At 62.0% G+C, this 18,072-nt stretch carries 15 protein-coding genes; 10 read left to right on the top strand and 5 right to left on the bottom strand.

Annotated elements, in window-relative coordinates; all coding sequences use genetic code 11:
* The first annotated feature begins 21 nt into the window (after positions 1 to 21).
* The 4 genes from ACR0D8_RS13815 to ACR0D8_RS13800 are packed head-to-tail and all read left to right on the top strand — an operon-like array spanning position 22 to position 4,861.
* Complete coding sequence (locus ACR0D8_RS13815; RefSeq protein WP_480647299.1) at positions 22 to 969, top strand: ABC transporter permease; 948 nt, start codon at positions 22 to 24, stop codon at positions 967 to 969.
* Positions 966 to 1,781, top strand: coding sequence for an ABC transporter permease (locus tag ACR0D8_RS13810; protein ID WP_480647298.1), 816 nt, complete (start codon positions 966 to 968; stop codon positions 1,779 to 1,781). Before ACR0D8_RS13815 ends, ACR0D8_RS13810 begins: the two co-directional genes overlap by 4 nt.
* Positions 1,778 to 3,376 carry an ABC transporter ATP-binding protein gene (locus ACR0D8_RS13805; RefSeq protein WP_480647296.1) on the top strand — a complete coding sequence of 533 codons (1,599 nt, stop codon included), beginning with the start codon at positions 1,778 to 1,780 and terminating at the stop codon, positions 3,374 to 3,376. The genes ACR0D8_RS13810 and ACR0D8_RS13805 overlap by 4 nt, the downstream gene beginning before the upstream one ends.
* A gap of 33 nt (positions 3,377 to 3,409) precedes the next feature.
* A complete protein-coding gene (locus tag ACR0D8_RS13800; RefSeq protein ID WP_480647294.1) occupies positions 3,410 to 4,861 on the top strand; it encodes an aldehyde dehydrogenase family protein in 1,452 nt (483 codons plus the stop codon).
* Between the two features lie 3 nt (positions 4,862 to 4,864).
* Here ACR0D8_RS13800 and pncB read toward each other — a convergent pair whose 3' ends face one another.
* Positions 4,865 to 6,157 carry a nicotinate phosphoribosyltransferase gene (pncB, locus tag ACR0D8_RS13795; protein WP_480647292.1) on the bottom strand — a complete coding sequence of 431 codons (1,293 nt, stop codon included), beginning with the start codon at positions 6,155 to 6,157 and terminating at the stop codon, positions 4,865 to 4,867.
* 164 nt (positions 6,158 to 6,321) lie between these two features.
* Between pncB and ACR0D8_RS13790 the strand changes: the two genes are divergently transcribed.
* Positions 6,322 to 6,846 carry a hypothetical protein gene (locus ACR0D8_RS13790; RefSeq protein WP_480647290.1) on the top strand — a complete coding sequence of 175 codons (525 nt, stop codon included), beginning with the start codon at positions 6,322 to 6,324 and terminating at the stop codon, positions 6,844 to 6,846.
* On the opposite strand, the gene pncA is transcribed toward ACR0D8_RS13790, so the two are convergent.
* On the bottom strand, positions 6,843 to 7,436 hold the full coding sequence (gene pncA, locus ACR0D8_RS13785; RefSeq protein ID WP_480647288.1) for a bifunctional nicotinamidase/pyrazinamidase: 594 nt from the start codon (positions 7,434 to 7,436) through the stop codon (positions 6,843 to 6,845). The two genes, ACR0D8_RS13790 and pncA, sit on opposite strands and share 4 nt — an antisense overlap.
* 99 nt (positions 7,437 to 7,535) lie before the next feature.
* Here pncA and trhO point away from each other — a divergent pair, with 99 nt between their 5' ends.
* Positions 7,536 to 8,441, top strand: coding sequence for an oxygen-dependent tRNA uridine(34) hydroxylase TrhO (trhO, locus tag ACR0D8_RS13780; RefSeq protein WP_480647286.1), 906 nt, complete (start codon positions 7,536 to 7,538; stop codon positions 8,439 to 8,441).
* A gap of 76 nt (positions 8,442 to 8,517) precedes the next feature.
* On the top strand, positions 8,518 to 9,018 hold the full coding sequence (locus tag ACR0D8_RS13775) for an ion channel (RefSeq protein ID WP_475156738.1): 501 nt from the start codon (positions 8,518 to 8,520) through the stop codon (positions 9,016 to 9,018).
* 16 nt (positions 9,019 to 9,034) lie between these two features.
* Here ACR0D8_RS13775 and ACR0D8_RS13770 read toward each other — a convergent pair whose 3' ends face one another.
* Entirely contained in the window at positions 9,035 to 9,364 is a 330-nt protein-coding gene (locus ACR0D8_RS13770; protein WP_475156740.1) for a hypothetical protein, read from the bottom strand.
* Between the two features lie 188 nt (positions 9,365 to 9,552).
* Here ACR0D8_RS13770 and betB point away from each other — a divergent pair, with 188 nt between their 5' ends.
* The 3 genes from betB to ACR0D8_RS13755 all read left to right on the top strand — a co-directional run bounded on the left by betB (position 9,553) and on the right by ACR0D8_RS13755 (position 14,930).
* Positions 9,553 to 11,007, top strand: coding sequence for a betaine-aldehyde dehydrogenase (gene betB / locus ACR0D8_RS13765; RefSeq protein WP_480647284.1), 1,455 nt, complete (start codon positions 9,553 to 9,555; stop codon positions 11,005 to 11,007).
* 129 nt (positions 11,008 to 11,136) lie between these two features.
* On the top strand, positions 11,137 to 13,581 hold the full coding sequence (locus ACR0D8_RS13760; protein WP_480647282.1) for a GcvT family protein: 2,445 nt from the start codon (positions 11,137 to 11,139) through the stop codon (positions 13,579 to 13,581).
* A complete protein-coding gene (locus ACR0D8_RS13755; protein WP_480647281.1) occupies positions 13,578 to 14,930 on the top strand; it encodes an MmgE/PrpD family protein in 1,353 nt (450 codons plus the stop codon). The genes ACR0D8_RS13760 and ACR0D8_RS13755 overlap by 4 nt, the downstream gene beginning before the upstream one ends.
* Positions 14,931 to 15,017: 87 nt before the next feature.
* On the opposite strand, the gene ACR0D8_RS13750 is transcribed toward ACR0D8_RS13755, so the two are convergent.
* Positions 15,018 to 17,162 (bottom strand): tetratricopeptide repeat protein, encoded by a 2,145-nt coding sequence (locus ACR0D8_RS13750; RefSeq protein WP_480647279.1) that lies wholly within the window; start codon positions 17,160 to 17,162, stop codon positions 15,018 to 15,020.
* Positions 17,159 to 18,028 carry a flagellar motor stator protein MotA gene (gene motA, locus ACR0D8_RS13745; RefSeq protein WP_480647278.1) on the bottom strand — a complete coding sequence of 290 codons (870 nt, stop codon included), beginning with the start codon at positions 18,026 to 18,028 and terminating at the stop codon, positions 17,159 to 17,161. The genes ACR0D8_RS13750 and motA overlap by 4 nt, the downstream gene beginning before the upstream one ends.
* Positions 18,029 to 18,072 lie beyond the last annotated feature (44 nt).

Genomic DNA, 18,072 nt, shown 5'->3' with positions numbered 1-18,072 from the left:
TGTGACCCTAACGTGGTCCTGATGCTGCACTATGCGTTCAAACGTTTGCTTTCACTGGTCATCAGCCTGATCGTGGCCTCAGTGGTCATTTTCGCCGTGATCGAGGTAGCGCCGGGCGATCCGGCCTCTTTCATGCTGGGTGTGAATGCGCAGGCCGACACGCTGGCAGCGCTGCGGGCCGAACTTGGGCTGGATGTCTCGAAAGCGCAGCGGTATTTCAACTGGGTCGGCGGCATGCTGGTGGGGGATTTCGGCACCTCCTACACCTATCGCACGCCGGTGTCGCAGATGATCGCGGACCGGCTTTGGGTGTCGCTGCCTCTGGCGCTTTATGCGCTGACTCTGTCCACCCTGATCGCCTTTCCCGCCGGTATTTATGCCGCCGCGCGCCGCGGCTGGCCGGGTGACCTGACGGTGATGGGGGCAACGCAGCTGGGCATTGCAGTTCCGAATTTCTGGTTCGCGATGATGCTGGTGCTGATCTTTGCCATCAATCTGGGCTGGTTCAATGCCGGCGGATTTGCCGGCTGGGACAAAGGCGTCTGGACCGGGCTGCATTCGCTGACCCTGCCCGCGATTGCGTTGGCCCTGCCGCAGGCGGCAATTCTGGCCCGGGTCATGCGGTCGGCGCTGCTGGATATTCTGGGCGAAGATTTCATGCGCACCGCCCGCGCCAAAGGGCTGACGCGTCGTCAGGTGCTGTGGCGGCACGGGGTGCGCAATGCTCTGATCCCGGTCCTGACCATCATCGGATTACAGTTTTCCTTCCTGCTGGCGGGGTCGATCATCATCGAACAGGTCTTCTACCTGCCCGGTCTCGGGCGGCTGGTGTTTCAGGCGATTTCCGCGCGGGACCTGATCGTCGTGGAATCGGTTGTCATGCTGCTGGTCTTTGCCGTCATCACGGTGAATTTTCTGGTCGATCTCGCCTATGCCGCCGTCGACCCCCGCCTGAGGAGCCGGACATGAGCCGCAACCTGACCCTTGGGGCGCTGTTGTCCTCGCTGGTGTTGCTGGCGGCGCTGGTCTCGTTCGTATGGACGCCCTACGAATATGCGGCCTTGAACATTCCCTACAAGCTGCAGCCCCCGAACGCGCTGCACTGGTTCGGCACCGATCATTTCGGGCGCGACATGTTCTCGATGATCATGGTCGGCGCGCGTACGTCGATCGCCGTGGCCTTGGTCGCCGTGGGCATCGGCATGGCGCTGGGCGTGCCGCTGGGTCTGACGGCGGCCGCACGCAAGGGGTCCTGGCTGGATGAGTTGATCATGCGCGGCAACGATCTAGTCTTTGCCTTCCCGTCGCTGGTCATCGCCATCCTGATCACGGCCGTTTTCGGCGCAGGCGCCATCAACGCCATCATTGCCATCGGAATCTTCAACATCCCCGTCTTCGCCCGTATCACCCGCGGCGCGGCGCTGTCCCTGTGGGAGCGGGAGTTCATTCTGGCTGCTCGCGTGTCGGGCAAGGGCGCGTCGCGAATCTCGGCCGAGCATATCCTGCCCAATGTCGCCAACCTGCTGATCGTGCAGGGCACCATCCAGTTCTCTCTGGGCATTCTGGCCGAGGCGGGCCTGTCCTATGTCGGTCTGGGCGCGCAACCGCCCACGCCCAGCTGGGGGCGGATGCTGGCCGATGCGCAGACCATGGTCAGTTTCGCCCCGCATCTGGCATTGATCCCGGGGCTGGCGATCATCGTCACGGTGCTGGGTCTGAACCTTCTGGGCGACGGACTGCGCGACTGGCTCGATCCCCGGATCAGGGTGGCCCGCGCATGAGCTTGCTTGAGATCGAAAACCTGTCCCTGTCGATCCACGGCATAAACATCCTGAAACAGGTCAGCCTGTCCATCGCGCCAGGTCAGATCGTGGCCGTGACCGGCGAAAGCGGATCGGGCAAGTCGATGACCGCGCTTGCGGTGATGCAACTTTTGCCGTCGGGGGCATCGGCACAGGGCGCGATCCGTTTGCAGGGCCGGGACCTTCAGAACTGTCCCGAGGATGAGATGTGTGCCCTGCGTGGCGCGTCGATCGGTATGGTGTTTCAGGAACCGATGACCGCGTTGAACCCGGTCAAGACGATCGGCGATCAGGTGATGGAAACCATCCTGATCCATAAAGCCATGCCTGCGCCGCAGGCCCGCACACGCGCGCAGGAGGTACTGACGCGCGTTGGCCTGCCGCCCGACCGGTTCCCGCTGACCCGCTTTCCGCACGAATTGTCGGGCGGTCAGCGCCAGCGCGTCGTGATCGCCATGGCCATCGCCCTGCGCCCGACGCTGCTGATTGCCGATGAGCCGACCACGGCGCTGGATGTGACCACACAGGCGCAGATCCTCGATCTGCTGCGGGGGCTGGTGCGCGAATATGGCATGGGCCTGCTGATGATCACCCACGATCTGGCGGTTGTCGCCGGTCTGGCCGATCAGATCGTGGTGATGCGCCACGGCGCAGTGGTCGAATGCGGTGCCACCGACCATCTGCTGCGCAACATGCAGCACCCCTATACCCGCATGTTGTTCGAGGCGTCGGGCCATCAGGTGGCGCTGCCGGAGCCTCTACACCCGCGCCCGCTGCTTGAGGTGACGCAGGTTGTCCGGGACTATCGCCTGCCCCGGAAACGCCTGTTCGGCACGCCGGGAAGCCACCGCGCGGTGGACCATGTCAGCTTTGTCCTGAACAAGGGCGAGCGTCTGGGCCTGGTGGGCGAGTCGGGGTGCGGAAAATCGACCCTGACACGGGCAGTTTTAGGGTTGGAGGAGGTACAGAGCGGCGAAATCCGCCTGGATGGTCAGCCTGTCTTCGCGGGTCACAAACCCAACCTGGCCGTTCGGCGCAAGATGCAGGTGGTGTTTCAGGACCCATATGGCAGCTTCAACCCGCGACACCGCGTCGCCCGCCTGATCACCGAGCCGTTTCACCTGCTGGACACGCCGCCCACCGGGACGGAACGTCAGGACCGGATTGCCGAGATGCTGCACGCCGTAGGTCTCAGCCCCGATGATGCGGGCAAGTATATCCACGAGTTCTCGGGCGGGCAGCGGCAGCGGATCGCCATCGCCCGCGCCCTGATCATCCGCCCCGAACTGATCCTGTTTGACGAGGCGGTATCGGCGCTGGATGTCTCGGTCCGGGCGCAGATCCTGGACCTGCTGGCCGAGCTTTGCGCGGCTTACGATCTGACATACCTCTTCATCAGCCACGACCTGAGCGTTGTGCGCACGATCACCGACCGGGTTCTGGTGATGCAGGCAGGCCGGATCGTCGAACAGGGCGAGACCGAGCAGGTCTTTACCGACCCGCAACACCCTTATACCCGCACCCTGATCGAAGCGGCGCCGACGCTGCCCGAGATTGGGGGAAAGGTGGCCTGAAATCCCTGTATTAGAGCCGAAACGGAGCGCCTCATGTCCAAACCCCTCTGGTTCGATCCCAGCCTGTGCCTGATCGGTGGCGCATGGGTCCATCCCGCGTCACAGGCGGATATTCCGATGATCAACCCGTCGGACGGGTCCGAGATTTGCCGGATCGCGCGCGGCATAGGTGCGGATATCGACGCAGCGGTGGCGGCGGCGCAGGCCGCGCTGGATGGCGACTGGGGCCGCAAAACCGCGCTGGAGCGGGGGCGTATCCTGACCCGTCTGGGGCAACTGGTGTTGGAACGCGTCGATGATCTGGCCGCGTTGGAGGCGATGGATGTCGGCAAGCCGCTGTCGCAGGCGCGAGCAGACGCTGTTGCGCTGGCACGCTATTGCGAATTCTACGGTGGTGCCGCGGACAAGGTAATGGGTGAAACCATTCCCTATCTCGACGGTTATACGGTTTACACCCTGCGCGAGCCGCACGGGGTCACGGGCCATATCGTGCCGTGGAACTATCCGATGCAGATCATCGGCCGCTCGGTCGGGGCGGCGCTGGCAATGGGCAATGCCTGTGTCCTGAAACCGGCGGAAGAGGCCTGTCTGACCGCACTGGCCTTTGCCCATCTGGCGCAACAGGCCGGTCTGCCCGCCGGGGCACTGAATGTCGTTCCCGGACTGGGGTCCGAGGCCGGGGCGGCGCTGTCGGGGCATCCGGGCGTGCACCATATCTCGTTCACCGGGTCCGTCGCCACGGGTGCGCTGGTGCAGCAGGCGGCGGGGCGCAACGTGGTGCCGGTGACGCTGGAACTGGGGGGGAAATCCCCGCAACTGGTCTTTGACGACGCCGATCTGGACGCGGCGCTGCCGTTTCTGGTGAATGCAGGGATTCAGAATGCCGGGCAGACCTGTTCAGCCTCGTCCCGCATTCTGGTGCAGCGCGGCGCTTATGCGCAGGTCAGGGCCCGGATGGCTGCGGCCTATGCCGATCTGACTGTCGGCCCGGCGCACGAGGATTTGCGCGTTGGTCCCCTGATCTCGGCCCGGCAAAAAGAGATTGTTTCGGGTTTCCTGACCCGGGGCGCCGATCTGGATATCGCGGCGCAGGGGCGGATCGTAGATCACGCGCCCGCGAACGGGGCCTATGTTCAGCCCACGTTGTTTGCCGACGTCCCTCCCGACCATGTTCTGGCCCAGGACGAAATCTTTGGCCCGGTTCAGGTTCTGATCCCGTTCGACGCCGAAGAGGACGCGGTGCGGATCGCCAATTCCACCGAATACGGGCTGGTCGCCAGCATCTGGACCCGAGACGGGGCGCGGCAGATGCGGCTGGCGAAAAACCTGCGGTCGGGTCAGGTGTTCATCAACAATTACGGCGCGGGCGGCGGGGTTGAACTTCCCTTCGGCGGGGTAGGTAAATCCGGCCATGGCCGCGAAAAGGGGTTTGAGGCCCTGTTTGGATTCTCACAGGTGAAAACGGTCGCTGCATACCATGGTTAGGGTCTAAACGATCACCTCGATCGCCTGTTGGGCCCCAACGCCGAACACCCGTTTGTAGCGTTCGATCTGGTCCTTCGGACCCATCGCCTTTTCCGGGTTGTCCGATAGTTTCACGGTTGGGCGGCCATTGGCCGATACCGCCTTGCAGACCAGCGAAAACGGTGCCAGCGCGTCACCCGGGACAAGCTTGCGGAAATCATTGGTCAGCAATGTGCCCCAACCGAACGAGACTTTGGTTCGGTGGGCAAACTGGCTGTGCAACTCGCGGATCTTGTCCACGTCCAGACCGTCTGAAAAGATCACGCGTTTCTGCATCGGATCTTCGCCGCGCGATTCCCACCAGTTGATCGCCGTTTCCGCCCCGGTCGCCGGGTCGCCGCTGTCGACACGGATGCCCGTCCAGCCGGCCAGCCAATCCGGGGCGCGGTCCAGAAAACCCTGGGTTCCGTAGGTGTCGGGCAGGATGATGCGCAGGTTGCCGTCATGTTCGTCGTGCCAGTCGCTGAGAACGTCATAAGGCGCCTGCGCCAGGTCCGCATCGCTGTCGGCCAGCGCGGAATAGACCATGGGCAGCTCATGGGCGTTGGTGCCGATGGCCTCGACCTCGCGCCGCATGGCGATCAGGCAGTTCGAAGTGCCGGTGAAGGACGGGCCCAGCCCCTCGATCATGGCCTGAACGCACCAGTCCTGCCACAGGAAGGAATGTCGCCGCCGAGTGCCGAAATCGGCGATGCCCAGCCCGCCAATACCCCGTAACTGTTCGATTTTTTCCCAGACCCGCGTCATGGCCTGGGCATACAGCACCTGAAGTTCAAACCGGCGCATATGGTTCAGAACCGCACGCGAGCGCAGCTCCATCAGCACCGCCAGCGCCGGAATTTCCCACAGCATCACCTCGTGCCATTTGCCTTCGAAGGTCAGTTCGTACTGGTCGCCCTTGCGTTCCAGATGATAGGCCGGCAGACGTAGGTTTTCGAACCATTCCATGAAATCCGAACGGAACATCTGCCGCTTGCCATAGAACATGTTGCCGCGCAGCCAGGTGCTTTCCCCGCGGCTCAGGCTCAGCGACCGGATGTGATCCAGCTGTTCGCGCAGCTCGCCCTCGTCGATCAATTCCGCCAGCGGAATGTGATTCGACCGGTTGATCAGCGAGAAAACAACGTCGGTTTGGGGCTTATTTCGAAACACTGACTGGCACATCAGCAGTTTGTAGAAATCCGTGTCGATCAAAGACCGGACAATCGGGTCAATCTTCCATTTATGATTGTACACGCGTGTCGCAATATCGACCATGGGGAACTCCTGCGATTTCCGTTGTTAGATCAATAGGTGCCTGGAATGGCAAGAGTCGCCGGATCGACAACAATGACAAGGTCAGGTCACAAATCGAGCATATTGTGTGTTCTTTTCACCGGTTAGTGGGAAGAGGGGATGGAAAGACAAGGTTAAGACTGTGAATGGTTCTCGAGTACGATTTTGACATTGTAACGACTGAAGCTGGGGAAACGGATTCCAAGTCAGCACCGTCAGGTGCGCCGATTGCGCGCGCGGTCTTTCGTGATGTCAGAACGGCCGAGGCCCTGCGGGCCGCCTCGCCGAAAATCCGGGATATTTTCCAGCGGGCCGGATTCGATCTTGAACCGGTCAGAAGCGATGTTTCGCGCGGCTTTTACCGCACATCGGACTCAGCCCATCGCGAACGCATTCTGCGCACGCTGTTTGCAAATATCCGGGATATGGGGGTTCGCGGCGAATATTGCGGCGCGTTCGATCTGGGGCAGTTCATTGAAAACGTTAAAAAAGCGCAACCGTTGCCTGAGACCATCAAAGAAGCCCCGGACACTGCCCCGACGCCAAGCCCGGCAATGCCAGCCAAGCCGAAGCGCCGAACGGTTCAGGGGCGCATCGGCATTTCACTGGGTTTGGCCGTGATCCTGATATTGGTGCTCAGATACCTGGCCTCTGCCGGGGCGGCGCCTTAGGCCAGGGACACGCCCGCCTCGCGCATCGCCGTTTCGGCCGCCGCCAGAGACCCGTCCAGATCGATCGCGCGGCAGGCGTCCATCTGCACGGTCACGTCGAACCCAAGCCGGGCAGCGTCCACGGCCGAATAGTGGACGCAGAAATCAGTCGCCAGCCCCACCATCGTCAGCTTGCGGATGCCACGCGTGTTCAGATACCCCTCAAGGCCGGTCGGAGTGGTCTGGTCGTTTTCGAAAAACGCGGAATAGCTGTCAATGGCTGAGCGGAACCCTTTTCGGATAATCAGGTCGCCATCAGTGCGCAAATCCGAATGAAAGGCCGCACCCTGCGTACCCTGAACGCAATGGTCGGGCCACAGCACTTGCGGGCCATAGGGCATTTCGGTCATCTCGTAGGCGGATTTACCGGCATGAGAACTGGCAAAGGAGGAATGCCCGGCCGGGTGCCAGTCCTGCGTCAGGATTACCGCGTCGAACCTGTCCATCATTGCATTGATGGGGGCCACGATCTCATCCCCTCCGGGTACGGCCAGCGCGCCGCCGGGGCAGAAATCGTTCTGGACATCGATTACGATCAGGGCATGGGTCATGGGGGGCCTCGCTTTCGGTTGCCCTATCGGTAGGGTGCCGGGCAGGGGGCGTCAATCCGGTCTCTTGCGACTCTGCGCGCGCAGGTTTAGACCGCGCGCATGTATACGATCGCTGCTCTCTATCACTTCACCCGTTTTCCGGATCACGCCGCCCTGCGCGAGCCGCTGCTGGAGCTGTGCCGCGCCCGGTCTGTCAAGGGCACGCTGTTGCTGGCGAAAGAGGGGATCAACGGCACAATCGCCGGCCCCCGCGCCGGGATTGATGCGGTTCTGGCCAATATTCGCGCCTTGCCCGGCTGTGCCGATCTGGAATGGAAAGAGGCCGGTTCGGATCATCCGCCCTTTGGCAAGATGAAGGTGCGCCTGAAGAAAGAGATCGTGACCATGGGGCAGCCGGATGTCGATCCGCGCGCACGCGTCGGCCATTATGTCGAGCCCGGGGACTGGAACGACCTGATCCGCTCGGACGATGTAGTTGTGATAGACACCCGCAACGATTACGAGGTGGCGATTGGCACGTTTGAGGGCGCAATAGACCCTGAAACCGCCAGCTTCCGCGATTTCCCGGCGTGGTGGGAGGCAAACAAAGAGCGTTTCCACAACAAACGCGTGGCGATGTTCTGTACCGGTGGTATCCGCTGCGAGAAATCCACCAACTACCTGCTGGGGCAGGGGGTCGAGGATGTCTACCACCTAAAAGGCGGTATATTGCGCTATCTTGAGGAGATGCCCGCCGACGACAGCACCTGGCAGGGTGAGTGTTTCGTGTTCGACAACCGTGTCTCGGTCGGTCACGGACTGGTCGAGGGACCGCATAACCTGTGTCACGGCTGCCGCCGCCCGATCCTGCCCGAGGATATGAAACGCCCGGAATATGAACATGGCGTCACCTGCCATCGGTGCATCGACGAGACGACCGAGGCCGACAAGATGCGGTTCCGCGAGCGTCAGAAGCAGATCCTGCTGGCCCGCCAGCGCGGGCAGGAGCATCTGGGGGCCGTTTAGACCCGTCTGCAATTCCTGTTGCGGGCGGGCGCAGGAATTTGGATGATCGGGGTCACGCAATCCGGCCCGAGGTGTAATGTCCCGTAAACCCACAACTTTGGAAGAATGGAAATCGACCTTGCTGGCGGCGGTCGGGATGGTTGTGGCCAGCTTCTTCGCGTGGTTCGGCCTGTCGCGCCTCAGCGAGGCCACCGCCGGGGACACGATCGGCACGCTGGCAGCGGTAGGGCTGGTGCTTTGGATCGTGTCGCAATCCTGGTTTTACATGACACAGGTAAAATCGCCGCGCAGGCTGTTGTTCCTGATGGGCGTGTCCTTCATTCAGGTGGTGCCGTTTCTGTTCGCCGCCGTCTATGGCGCCTTCGGATATACCGGAAACTGCGTGCTCGGTGCACAGGGGCCGGCCGATATCCTGTATTTCTCTTACGTCACCTTCACCACCGTCGGATATGGCGACATGACCCCCGTAGGCCTGTGCCGCGGGCTGGCCGTGGCCGAAGCTGTGACGGGCTATATCCTGCTGGGCATGTTCGTCGCCGCCGCCGTCGCCCTCTACACGCGCACCCACGGCCGCTGAGGGTCGCAGCGCCGGGTTACCTGTTGCTGTCGATCCAGCGCGACATCATCTGTTTGTCCCGAAAACACTCTGCCGGAATCGGGCGGCGCTTGCTGCGCGAAATCCGCTCGGCAAAGGCAACCTGCTTGCCGGTCGGGTAATTGGCAAATGGCGATGGATCAGCCGGTTTATGCGCCGAAATCCAGGTGGACATGGACTGACGGTCGCGCTGCGCCTCGGCCGGGATTTCCAGTGCGGATTGCTGCGCGATGGCGCGAGCATAGCGCAGCTGCCGGTCCGTGACGGGCAGCAGGTGATAGTCGTTTGACGAGCCGCTCAGGGCGGTATTTCGCGAGTATTGGGCCATCGGGCGATCCTCTGACTATGTAGAACATAAGTAGAACATTAATATTTTCTTTCAAGTGGGCATGGCGGCGCTGGGCAAGAAGTTGCCGGCATCCGGTTTTGTTGACTGATCAATCAATTAACTATAGACGCGAAAGAAACCGTCCCCGGGCGTCACCCGCGGGCACCTTGCACAAAAAAGGACGCGGCATGAAGTTTCAGCCCAAGGCGAGCCATTTCATCAACGGCGCATATATCGAAGACACCGGCGGCGCGCCGATCGACGTGATCTTTCCGGCCACCGGAGAGGTCATCGCGCGGCTGCATTCAGCGACGCCCGAGATCGTGAATCAGGCTCTAAACAGCGCCAAAGCGGCGCAGGCCGAATGGGCCGCGCTGTCCGGGACCGAGCGTGGCCGGGTTCTGCGCCGCGCCGCCGACATCATGCGCGAGCGCAACCGCGAACTGTCGATTCTGGAAACTCATGACACCGGCAAACCCCTGCAGGAAACTCTGGTGGCCGATGCGACAAGCGGTGCCGACGCGCTGGAATATTTCGGCGGTCTGGCCGCGTCCCTGACCGGTGAGCACATCCCTCTGGGCGGCGGCGATTTCGTCTATACCATCCGCGAGGCTCTGGGTGTCTGCGTCGGCATCGGCGCGTGGAATTACCCGACCCAGATCGCCTGCTGGAAAGGTGCCCCGGCGCTGGCCTGCGGCAACGCCATGGTATTCAAACCGTCCGAGACAACGCCCCTGTCGGCGCTGAAAGTGGCCGAGATTCTGATCGAGGCCGGTGCCCCCAAGGGAATCTATAACGTCATTCAGGGTTATGGCGACGTGGGCGCTTCGCTGGTGACCGATCCGCGTGTGGCCAAGGTTTCGCTGACCGGTTCGGTGCCGACCGGCCGCAAGGTTTATGCCGCTGCCGCCGATGGCATGAAGCATGTCACGATGGAACTGGGCGGCAAGTCCCCGATGATCGTGTTCGACGACGCCGACATCGAAAACGCCGTCTCGGGCGCGATTCTGGGCAATTTCTATTCTTCGGGCCAGGTCTGTTCCAACGGCACCCGCGTCTTTGTGCAGAAAGGCATCAAAGAGGCGTTTCTGACCCGCCTGTCCGAACGTCTGGCGACCGCAAAGATCGGCGATCCGCTGGACGAGGATGTCAATTTTGGCCCCATGGTCAGCGAAAACCAGATGAACATCGCGCTGGACTATGTCGAAAAGGGCAAGGCCGAAGGCGCACGACTGGTCTATGGCGGCACGCGGATCGACGGCGACGGGTTTTACATGCAGCCCACCGTGTTCGCAGATGTGACCGATGACATGACCATCGCGCGCGAGGAGATCTTTGGCCCGGTCATGTCGGTGCTGGATTTCGACACCGAGGAAGAGGTTCTGACCCGCGCCAATGACACCGAATTCGGACTGGCCGCAGGCGTCTTCACCAACGACCTGACCCGCGCCCACCGTATCGTGGCGGGGTTCGAAGCGGGCACCTGCTATATCAACACCTATAATCTGGCCCCGGTCGAAGCCCCGTTCGGCGGGTCGAAAATGTCCGGTGTCGGGCGTGAGAATTCGAAACTGGCGATCAACCACTTCAGCGAAATGAAGACGGTCTATGTCTCGATGAACGATGTCGAGGCGCCCTACTGATCAAAACCGGCTATCCGGGCTCTGTTCCCGACATTTCGCGTCGGGAACAGAGCATAAGCTGGCTGTGACCTGTGGCTGACTTTCCTGCAGGGGCGCTGATCCGCGCGCCCGCAGCAGGAGGTCGCGCTCATGAAAACCCACGCTCAGGCCGTTGTGATCGGAGGCGGGCTTGTCGGCTGTTCGATCCTCTATCATCTGGCCAAGCTCGGCTGGACCGACGTGGTGCTGCTGGAGCGCGACGAACTGACCTCTGGTTCAACCTGGCACGCGGCCGCGAACATTCACGGCCTGCATGACAACAACAACATCACCCGCATCCAGCATTATACGATGAACCTGTATAAAGAGCTGGAGAAGGAAACCGGGCAGGGCTGCGGCGTATTTCAGTCCGGCTCTCTGTATCTGGCGCAGACCGAAGACCGCGAACATCAGCTGCGCCTGCAAGAGGCCAAAGCCAGGTTCTACGGCCTCAACTTCTATGAGGTCAGCCGCGAGCAGGCAATGGAACTGCACCCGCTGGCGCAGTTCGACGACATCCGTTGCATCATGTTCGAACCCGATGGCGGCAATGTGGACCCTTCGGGTGTGACCCATGCCTATGCCGCCGGTGCGCGGGCAATGGGGGCCACGATTGAGCGGTTTTGCCCCGTAACAGGGACGGATCCGCAGCCTGACGGCTCGTGGATCGTGCGCACCGAAAAGGGTGATATTCATACCCAATGGGTGGTCAATGCAGGTGGTCTCTGGGGGCGAGAAGTGGCGGCGCTGGCGGGGATCGAACTGCCTCTGCAACCGACCGAGCATCAGTATTTCGTCACCGAAGCGATTGATGAGGTCGCGGCGCTGGGCCGACGCCTGCCGTCCATCGCGGATCGCGATGGCGAGTATTACTTCCGTCAGGAAGGCAATGGTCTGCTGATCGGCGCTTATGAGAGGGACATGCGGTTCTGGGCGGAAAACGGCACCCCGCTGGATTTCGCCCACGACCTGTTCCCCGACGATCTGGACCGGATCATGGAAAACGTCATCCGCGCCACTGAACGCGTGCCCGTGGCAGCCACGGCAGGGGTCAAGCGGGTGATCAACGGGCCGATGATCTGGTCGCCGGATTCCAATGCGATCTGGGGGCCGGTGCCGGAACTGAAGAACTATTTCTGCTGCACCGGCATCATCCCGGGCTTTTCCCAATCCGGGGGTCTGGGCCTGCTGTCGGCCCAGTGGATGATCGAAGGCGAACCGCAATATGACATGTTCGCCTGGGACCTGGCGCGGTTCGGCGACTGGGCCGACAAGGCATTCACCAGGGCGCGGGTCGAGGATGTCTATACCCATCGCTTCGCCATCCATTTCCCCAATGAGGAACGCAGCGCCGGACGCCCTGCCCGCATGCGCCCGGCCTATCAGATGCAAAAGGACATGGGCGGTGTCTTTGGCCTGAACTGCGGCTGGGAACATCCGCTCTGGTTCGCCGATCAGCCGGGGGTGGCCGAAACCAACGGGTTCACCCGTCAGAACTGGTTTGAACCGGTCGGCCAGGAAGTTCGGATGCTGCGCGAGGCGGTCGGCGTCATCGACATCTCAAACTTCGCCAACTACGTGGTCAAAGGGCCGGGCGCCCAGGGCTGGCTGGACCGGTTGGTTGCCAACCGGGTGCCGACCGAGATCGGGCGCTCCTGCCTGACGCCGCTGATTTCCGTGCGTGGCGGCGTGGCCGGAGATTTCACCATCACCAAGGTCGCCGCAGACGAATACATGATGATCGGGTCCGGCATGGCCGAACGCTATCACCAGCGGTTCTTCAACATGGTCGATCTGCCCGAAGGCACAAGTTTTGAGGTCGCCACCAACCGCATAGCCGGTTTCAATGTCGCCGGGCCAGGATCGCGTGATCTGCTGCAACGCCTGACAAATGCCGACCTGACGAATGAAGGATTCCGCTTCATGCGCTCGCGCAGGATTGAGGTCGCAGGCGTCGATTGCCTGGCAATCCGCGTCAGCTTTACCGGCGATCTGGGCTGGGAGCTGCACTGCGCGGAAGAGGACCAGACCCGACTCTATTCAGCGCTTCTGGAGGCCGCGAAAGAACTCGGCGGCGGTCCGGTCGGTGGTCGCGCGCTGGGGTCTCTGCGCATCGAAAAGGGCTACGGGTCTTGGGGCCGGGAATATTCTCAGGAATACTGGCCGCAGGAGGTCGGGCTGGCGGGTCTGATCAAGCTGGACAAGGATTTTCTGCATAAAGACGCCTACCTGGCCATCAGGGACAACGCCCCACGCGAGGTTCTGTCGATTTTCGAGGTCGAAGCGACCGACGCGGATGCAACAGGCGGCGAGCCGATCTTTACCCCGGACGGCACGCCGGTGGGGCGAGTGACCTCGGGGGCCTATGGCTATTCGGTCGGAAAATCCCTGGCGATCGGCTATGCCGATCCAAAGGTGGCGCAGCCCGGTGACACGGTCGAGGTCTTCATACTGGGCAAGCCCCACAAGGCCCGGCTGCTGACCGAGCCGCCGTTTGACCCCGCAGGCCACCGATTGCGCGATGTCACGCAACCCGTCATGGAACCGGTCAAATGACATCCACATTCGACCGCGTTGCCGACTTTGCCCTGAAGCGACCCGCAGCGGAGATGCCCGACAGCGCCAAAGAGGCTGCGGCCCTGATGATGCTGGACACGATGGGCATCCTGATCGCGTCCGGTCCGATGGAGGCCGGGGTCATCGCGCGCGACACGGCGGCGCTGCTTTTTGCCAGCACAGACGCCGCCTATGGCGCGCGGATGATGTTCGATGGCCGACCGGTCAGCCTTGCCGGGGCCGCCTATGCCGCCGCCACCCAGACCGACAATCTGGATGGGCATGACGGGTATAACCCGACCAAAGGACATATCGGCGTGGTTGTCCTGCCGGCGCTGGTGGCGCTCGCTGAACATTGCCCGGATTTGACCGGCCCCGAGGCGTTGGGCGCGGTGATAACCGGATATGAAATTGCCGGGCGCGCGGGATTGTCGCTGCATGCGTCCGTTTCTGATTACCACACCTCCGGCGCGTGGAACGCACTGGGCGTCGTGGCCATGGCCGCACGGTTGAGGGGGCTGACACAAGAACAGATGCGGCAGGCGCTGGGGATTGCCGAATACCACGGTCCGCGCAGCCAGATGATGCGCGAGATTGCCAATCCCACAATGCTGCATGACGGATCGGGCTGGGGCGCGCTGGTTGGCCTGTCGTCTGCCATTCTGGCCGAGCGCGGCTTTACCGGCGCCCCTGCCATCACGATCGAGGCCGAAAGCGCCGCGCCGCACTGGACCGATCTGGGCGAGTTCTGGCAGGTCGAACATCAATATGTGAAACCCTACCCGATCTGCCGCTGGGCCCACGCCGCTATCGACGGGGTGCGGGCGGTGATTCAAACGCACGACCTCGACCACACTCAGATTCGGGCGATTCAGGTCAACAGTTTCCATGAGGCGGCCTGTCTTTTTGCCGGCATGCCCGGCACGACGTCGCAGGCCCAGTATTCCCTGCCCTTTGCTGTCGCCGTGCAGGCGATTCATGGCAGGATCGGCGTCGAACATATCTCGGGCGCGGGTCTGTCCGATCCGACCGTGGCCAATCTGATGTCACGGATCACCGTTGCCGAATGCGATCGCCACAATATACGCTTCCCCCAAGGGCGCTGGGCGGATGTCAGCATCGTCACCACAGAGGGGCGCGTGCTGGAGTCCGGTGACATTCACGCCCGCGGCGGCCCCGAAGCCCCGATCAGCCGCGATGAGGTGATCGCGAAGTTCACCGAGTTTGCCGCTCCGGTCATCGGTGACGCTCGCGCCGAAGCCATCCGCGCCGCCATACTGGATTGGGTTGAACCCGGGTCCCGATATGCCGATCTGTCGCCGCTTCTGTTTGATCCTCCGGAGCACTGACTTTCTTTCCGGATTCGGGTTCAGGGCTGGACACCAGCGCCAGCGCGTTTCTTGTTGGCAAAGCAAGACCGGGATAATGCGGGAACGCTAATCCTGCCCGAGCGCCGCGAACAACTCAGAAATCCGTTGCCGAGTTTCCGCGCTGTCCCGCAGCAGGCGCGTGGCCTCCGCCAACGGCGTTTCCGGTTGGCGGGGCGGAGCGGTCAGCAGAGATTGCGTCACCTCAGCCACCGGGCCATATTTTGCGCCAACCTCAACCTCGGCGTGATCCGGCAAACCGGCCAGCCAGAATAGCCTGTTCGCCTGATCCGGATCGCCTGCGATGCGCATCTGATCCGCCGCCGCCTGAAAATCGCCTGCCGCCAGCAGTGCCTTGGCCCTGAGCGCGGTTGCCTCAGGTGATGTGTCGTCCGCCAATTCGAGCATTGCCTGATGCGGCCGCTGGCTCAACAACGCCGCCTGCGCCCTGATCCGGGCACGCGCTCTGCGTTCGAGCCTGTCCTGCGGTCGTTTCGCCAGCGACGCGGCCTGTCTTGAAAATCCCAGCCTCGCCAATCTGCCGGCTGCTGCTATGGCGGTGTCGGTCGTTAGGCTCTGAACTTGCTTCTGGGGCAGGGCCAATACACGCCGCAGAAATGTGGCATCATCGGCCCGTTCGGTCAGGATCAGTACCACGCGGTTCAGGGCCTCTTGATTTTCCGCCTCTGTCTGTAAGCCGGACAGCACGTCCAGTGCAGCGTCAAATTCATGCGCCAGGCTCAGGGCCAGGGCATGGGTCCGGCGCATCAGGGACCCGATTTCGGAATTGCGGAACTCGACGGTGTAAGAGGCTGCAAGGTGCAGTTCCTGAGGTGATACCGCACCACGGTCCAGCCAGCGTTTGTCGACCAGCCGCGCCAGTGCCAGCGGCGCTTCCAGCGCGGCGTCCGGGGCTGAAATGACCTCGGACAGCAAGGATTCGGACGCCATGTCATCGCCTTCCGCAGTCGCGACCCTGGCCCTGACCTGCGTGACATCTGGGCTGGTCCGGCTTTGAACGCGGTCGACCGAACGCAACACCCTGCGTGCGGCCTCAAGCCGGTTCGCATCCACCAGAATGTCGGACAGCGGCGGCCCGACATGGCGCCGCAGGTGATCCGGCAGCCGCGCGAAGGATTGTTCGATCGCGGTCAGGTTGGCGTCCGACTGCAAACTGCCCTCGGTCAACGTCGCCCACAGGGCGGCATCGCTGTCGCAGCGCTGCAATCCTGCAAACGGGTTGGTTTCATCCTGCCGGTCCTCGTCCAGAACCCGGGCGATGGCCGATATCCGGGCGGATTCCTGGGACGGTTCCGCAAGCAGATCAAGCATCCTCAGCGATTCCGCACCAAATCCGGAATAGGCATAGAGTTTGGCCAGCCGCAGGGCGCGGCTTTCATCAAGAGCGTCGAATTCCTGAAACAACCCGGATCGCAGCGCAGCTATCTGGTCAGGGAAGGGACGGTTGTCGGACCAGTTTTCAAAGGCCAGTTCGGCAGTGGAAATGCAGGGCGGCCGCCGTTCCAGCTGCGGTATGTGCGGACCCAGCAGACCGTTCAGGTCGTCCAGAACCGATGTCACGCTGACGTTCAATTCCAGTTCGGGCGGTATGAACAGGCTTTGGTTCAAGGCGGACGCCCTCGGCCCAACCGGCGCAATGTTCAGATCGACAATATTGCGGTCGACACCCTGCAAGAGCCGGGTGGAAAGCTGATTTTCAAGCCCCTGCGCGTTCTGATTGAACAACGGCAACGACAGCGCATCGAAGGTTTCCACCGCACGCGGCGGATTGGCCGGACTGACGGCCTTTGGCAGCACCGGGGGCGGGATATTCCCGGCGATATCCGGTAATACGGGACCGGGCGCGATATCGATCACGATCATCGTGTCCTGGAACAGAAAGGCCGAGGCTGCGCAGTCGCACCCAAACTCGATCTCAAGCGCAGCCCCGGGCTCTGTCTGCGAAATGGTCGCCAGCCGGTCATTGGTGAGGCGTTGAAAGACGGATTCCGTCCGGAACGTCACATCCTCCAGCGCGACGTTCAGGCGGGCGCCGTTCTTGGTGTGTTTCAGAGCCCATCCGGTGTCGGGCGGCACCTGCACGACCAGCCTTGTGTACCCGTCATGTTCACCCGACCGCACAGTCGCGTCACGCGCGGTGGCGTTGCCTGCGACCAAGATCAGGGCTGACAGCACTATCGCGAACCGGATCATGCCGCCGCCTGTTTAACTTCTTTCAGCGCCTCTTCAAGCTCGGTGAAGTCCGGGCGGTTATGGGTCGGCGTGTTCTGGCGGCCGACCTCGATACACATGGCCGGGTTGTGATTGTGCAGATTGGCGACCAGAACCTCTTTGATCAGCTGGTAGAAATGGTTGTCTTCCTCGACCACGGCCTTCAGCTTTCCGGCAAAGGGACCGACCAACCCATAAGCCAGAAACACACCCAGGAACGTACCGACCAGCGCGCCGCCGATCAGCTTGCCCAGCACTTCGGGCGGCTGGTCGATGGATCCCATCGTCTTGATCACCCCCAGAACCGCGGCCACGATCCCCAGCGCGGGCAAACCATCGGCAACGGTTTGCAGGGCATGGCTGGAATGCATGGCATGGTGGAAATTGGCCTCCATCCGCTTGTCCAGCACCTCTTCTACCTGATGCGGATCGTCGTAATTCATCGCCGCTGACCGCATCGTGTCGCAGATCAGGTCCACCGCTTCTCTATCGGCCTGAATCTTGGGATAGGCTGAGAACACAGAAGAGTTTTCCGGGTCCTCGATATGCTGTTCGACCTCGACCGGGTTGGCCTTTGCGATGCGGATCAGCGAAAACAGCAGACACAGCAGATCGCGATAATCCTCGGGCTTCCATTTCGGGCCCTTGAACACTTTGCCCATGTCTTTGGCGGTGTGTTTCACCGCGCTCATGTCGTTGCTGATCAGAAACGCCCCGACGGCGGCTCCGCCGATCATCATCATCTCGAATGGAAGCGATTTCAGGATGATGGCCATCTTGCCACCCGCAGCCAGATAACCGCCGAACACCATGGCGAAGATGATGACAATTCCGAGTATTCCGATCATGGGAGATCTCCAGCAAATTCCAGGGCGCGGTTGAAGAGCATCAG

It is taken from the genome of Ruegeria sp. BG10 (assembly GCF_056538575.1).
This window is presented reverse-complemented; position numbering and strand designations above follow the sequence as displayed.

Coding starts and splice junctions, on each gene's coding strand:
- ACR0D8_RS13810 (WP_480647298.1), top strand. CDS start 966: ATGAGCCGCAACCTGACCCTTGGGGCGCTGTTGTCCTCGCTGGTGTTG.
- ACR0D8_RS13775 (WP_475156738.1), top strand. CDS start 8,518: ATGTCCCGTAAACCCACAACTTTGGAAGAATGGAAATCGACCTTGCTG.
- motA (WP_480647278.1), bottom strand. CDS start 18,028: ATGATCGGAATACTCGGAATTGTCATCATCTTCGCCATGGTGTTCGGC.
- trhO (WP_480647286.1), top strand. CDS start 7,536: ATGTATACGATCGCTGCTCTCTATCACTTCACCCGTTTTCCGGATCAC.
- ACR0D8_RS13800 (WP_480647294.1), top strand. CDS start 3,410: ATGTCCAAACCCCTCTGGTTCGATCCCAGCCTGTGCCTGATCGGTGGC.
- ACR0D8_RS13760 (WP_480647282.1), top strand. CDS start 11,137: ATGAAAACCCACGCTCAGGCCGTTGTGATCGGAGGCGGGCTTGTCGGC.
- pncB (WP_480647292.1), bottom strand. CDS start 6,157: ATGGTCGATATTGCGACACGCGTGTACAATCATAAATGGAAGATTGAC.
- ACR0D8_RS13790 (WP_480647290.1), top strand. CDS start 6,322: ATGGTTCTCGAGTACGATTTTGACATTGTAACGACTGAAGCTGGGGAA.
- ACR0D8_RS13755 (WP_480647281.1), top strand. CDS start 13,578: ATGACATCCACATTCGACCGCGTTGCCGACTTTGCCCTGAAGCGACCC.
- betB (WP_480647284.1), top strand. CDS start 9,553: ATGAAGTTTCAGCCCAAGGCGAGCCATTTCATCAACGGCGCATATATC.
- pncA (WP_480647288.1), bottom strand. CDS start 7,436: ATGACCCATGCCCTGATCGTAATCGATGTCCAGAACGATTTCTGCCCC.
- ACR0D8_RS13815 (WP_480647299.1), top strand. CDS start 22: ATGCTGCACTATGCGTTCAAACGTTTGCTTTCACTGGTCATCAGCCTG.
- ACR0D8_RS13805 (WP_480647296.1), top strand. CDS start 1,778: ATGAGCTTGCTTGAGATCGAAAACCTGTCCCTGTCGATCCACGGCATA.
- ACR0D8_RS13770 (WP_475156740.1), bottom strand. CDS start 9,364: ATGGCCCAATACTCGCGAAATACCGCCCTGAGCGGCTCGTCAAACGAC.
- ACR0D8_RS13750 (WP_480647279.1), bottom strand. CDS start 17,162: ATGATCCGGTTCGCGATAGTGCTGTCAGCCCTGATCTTGGTCGCAGGC.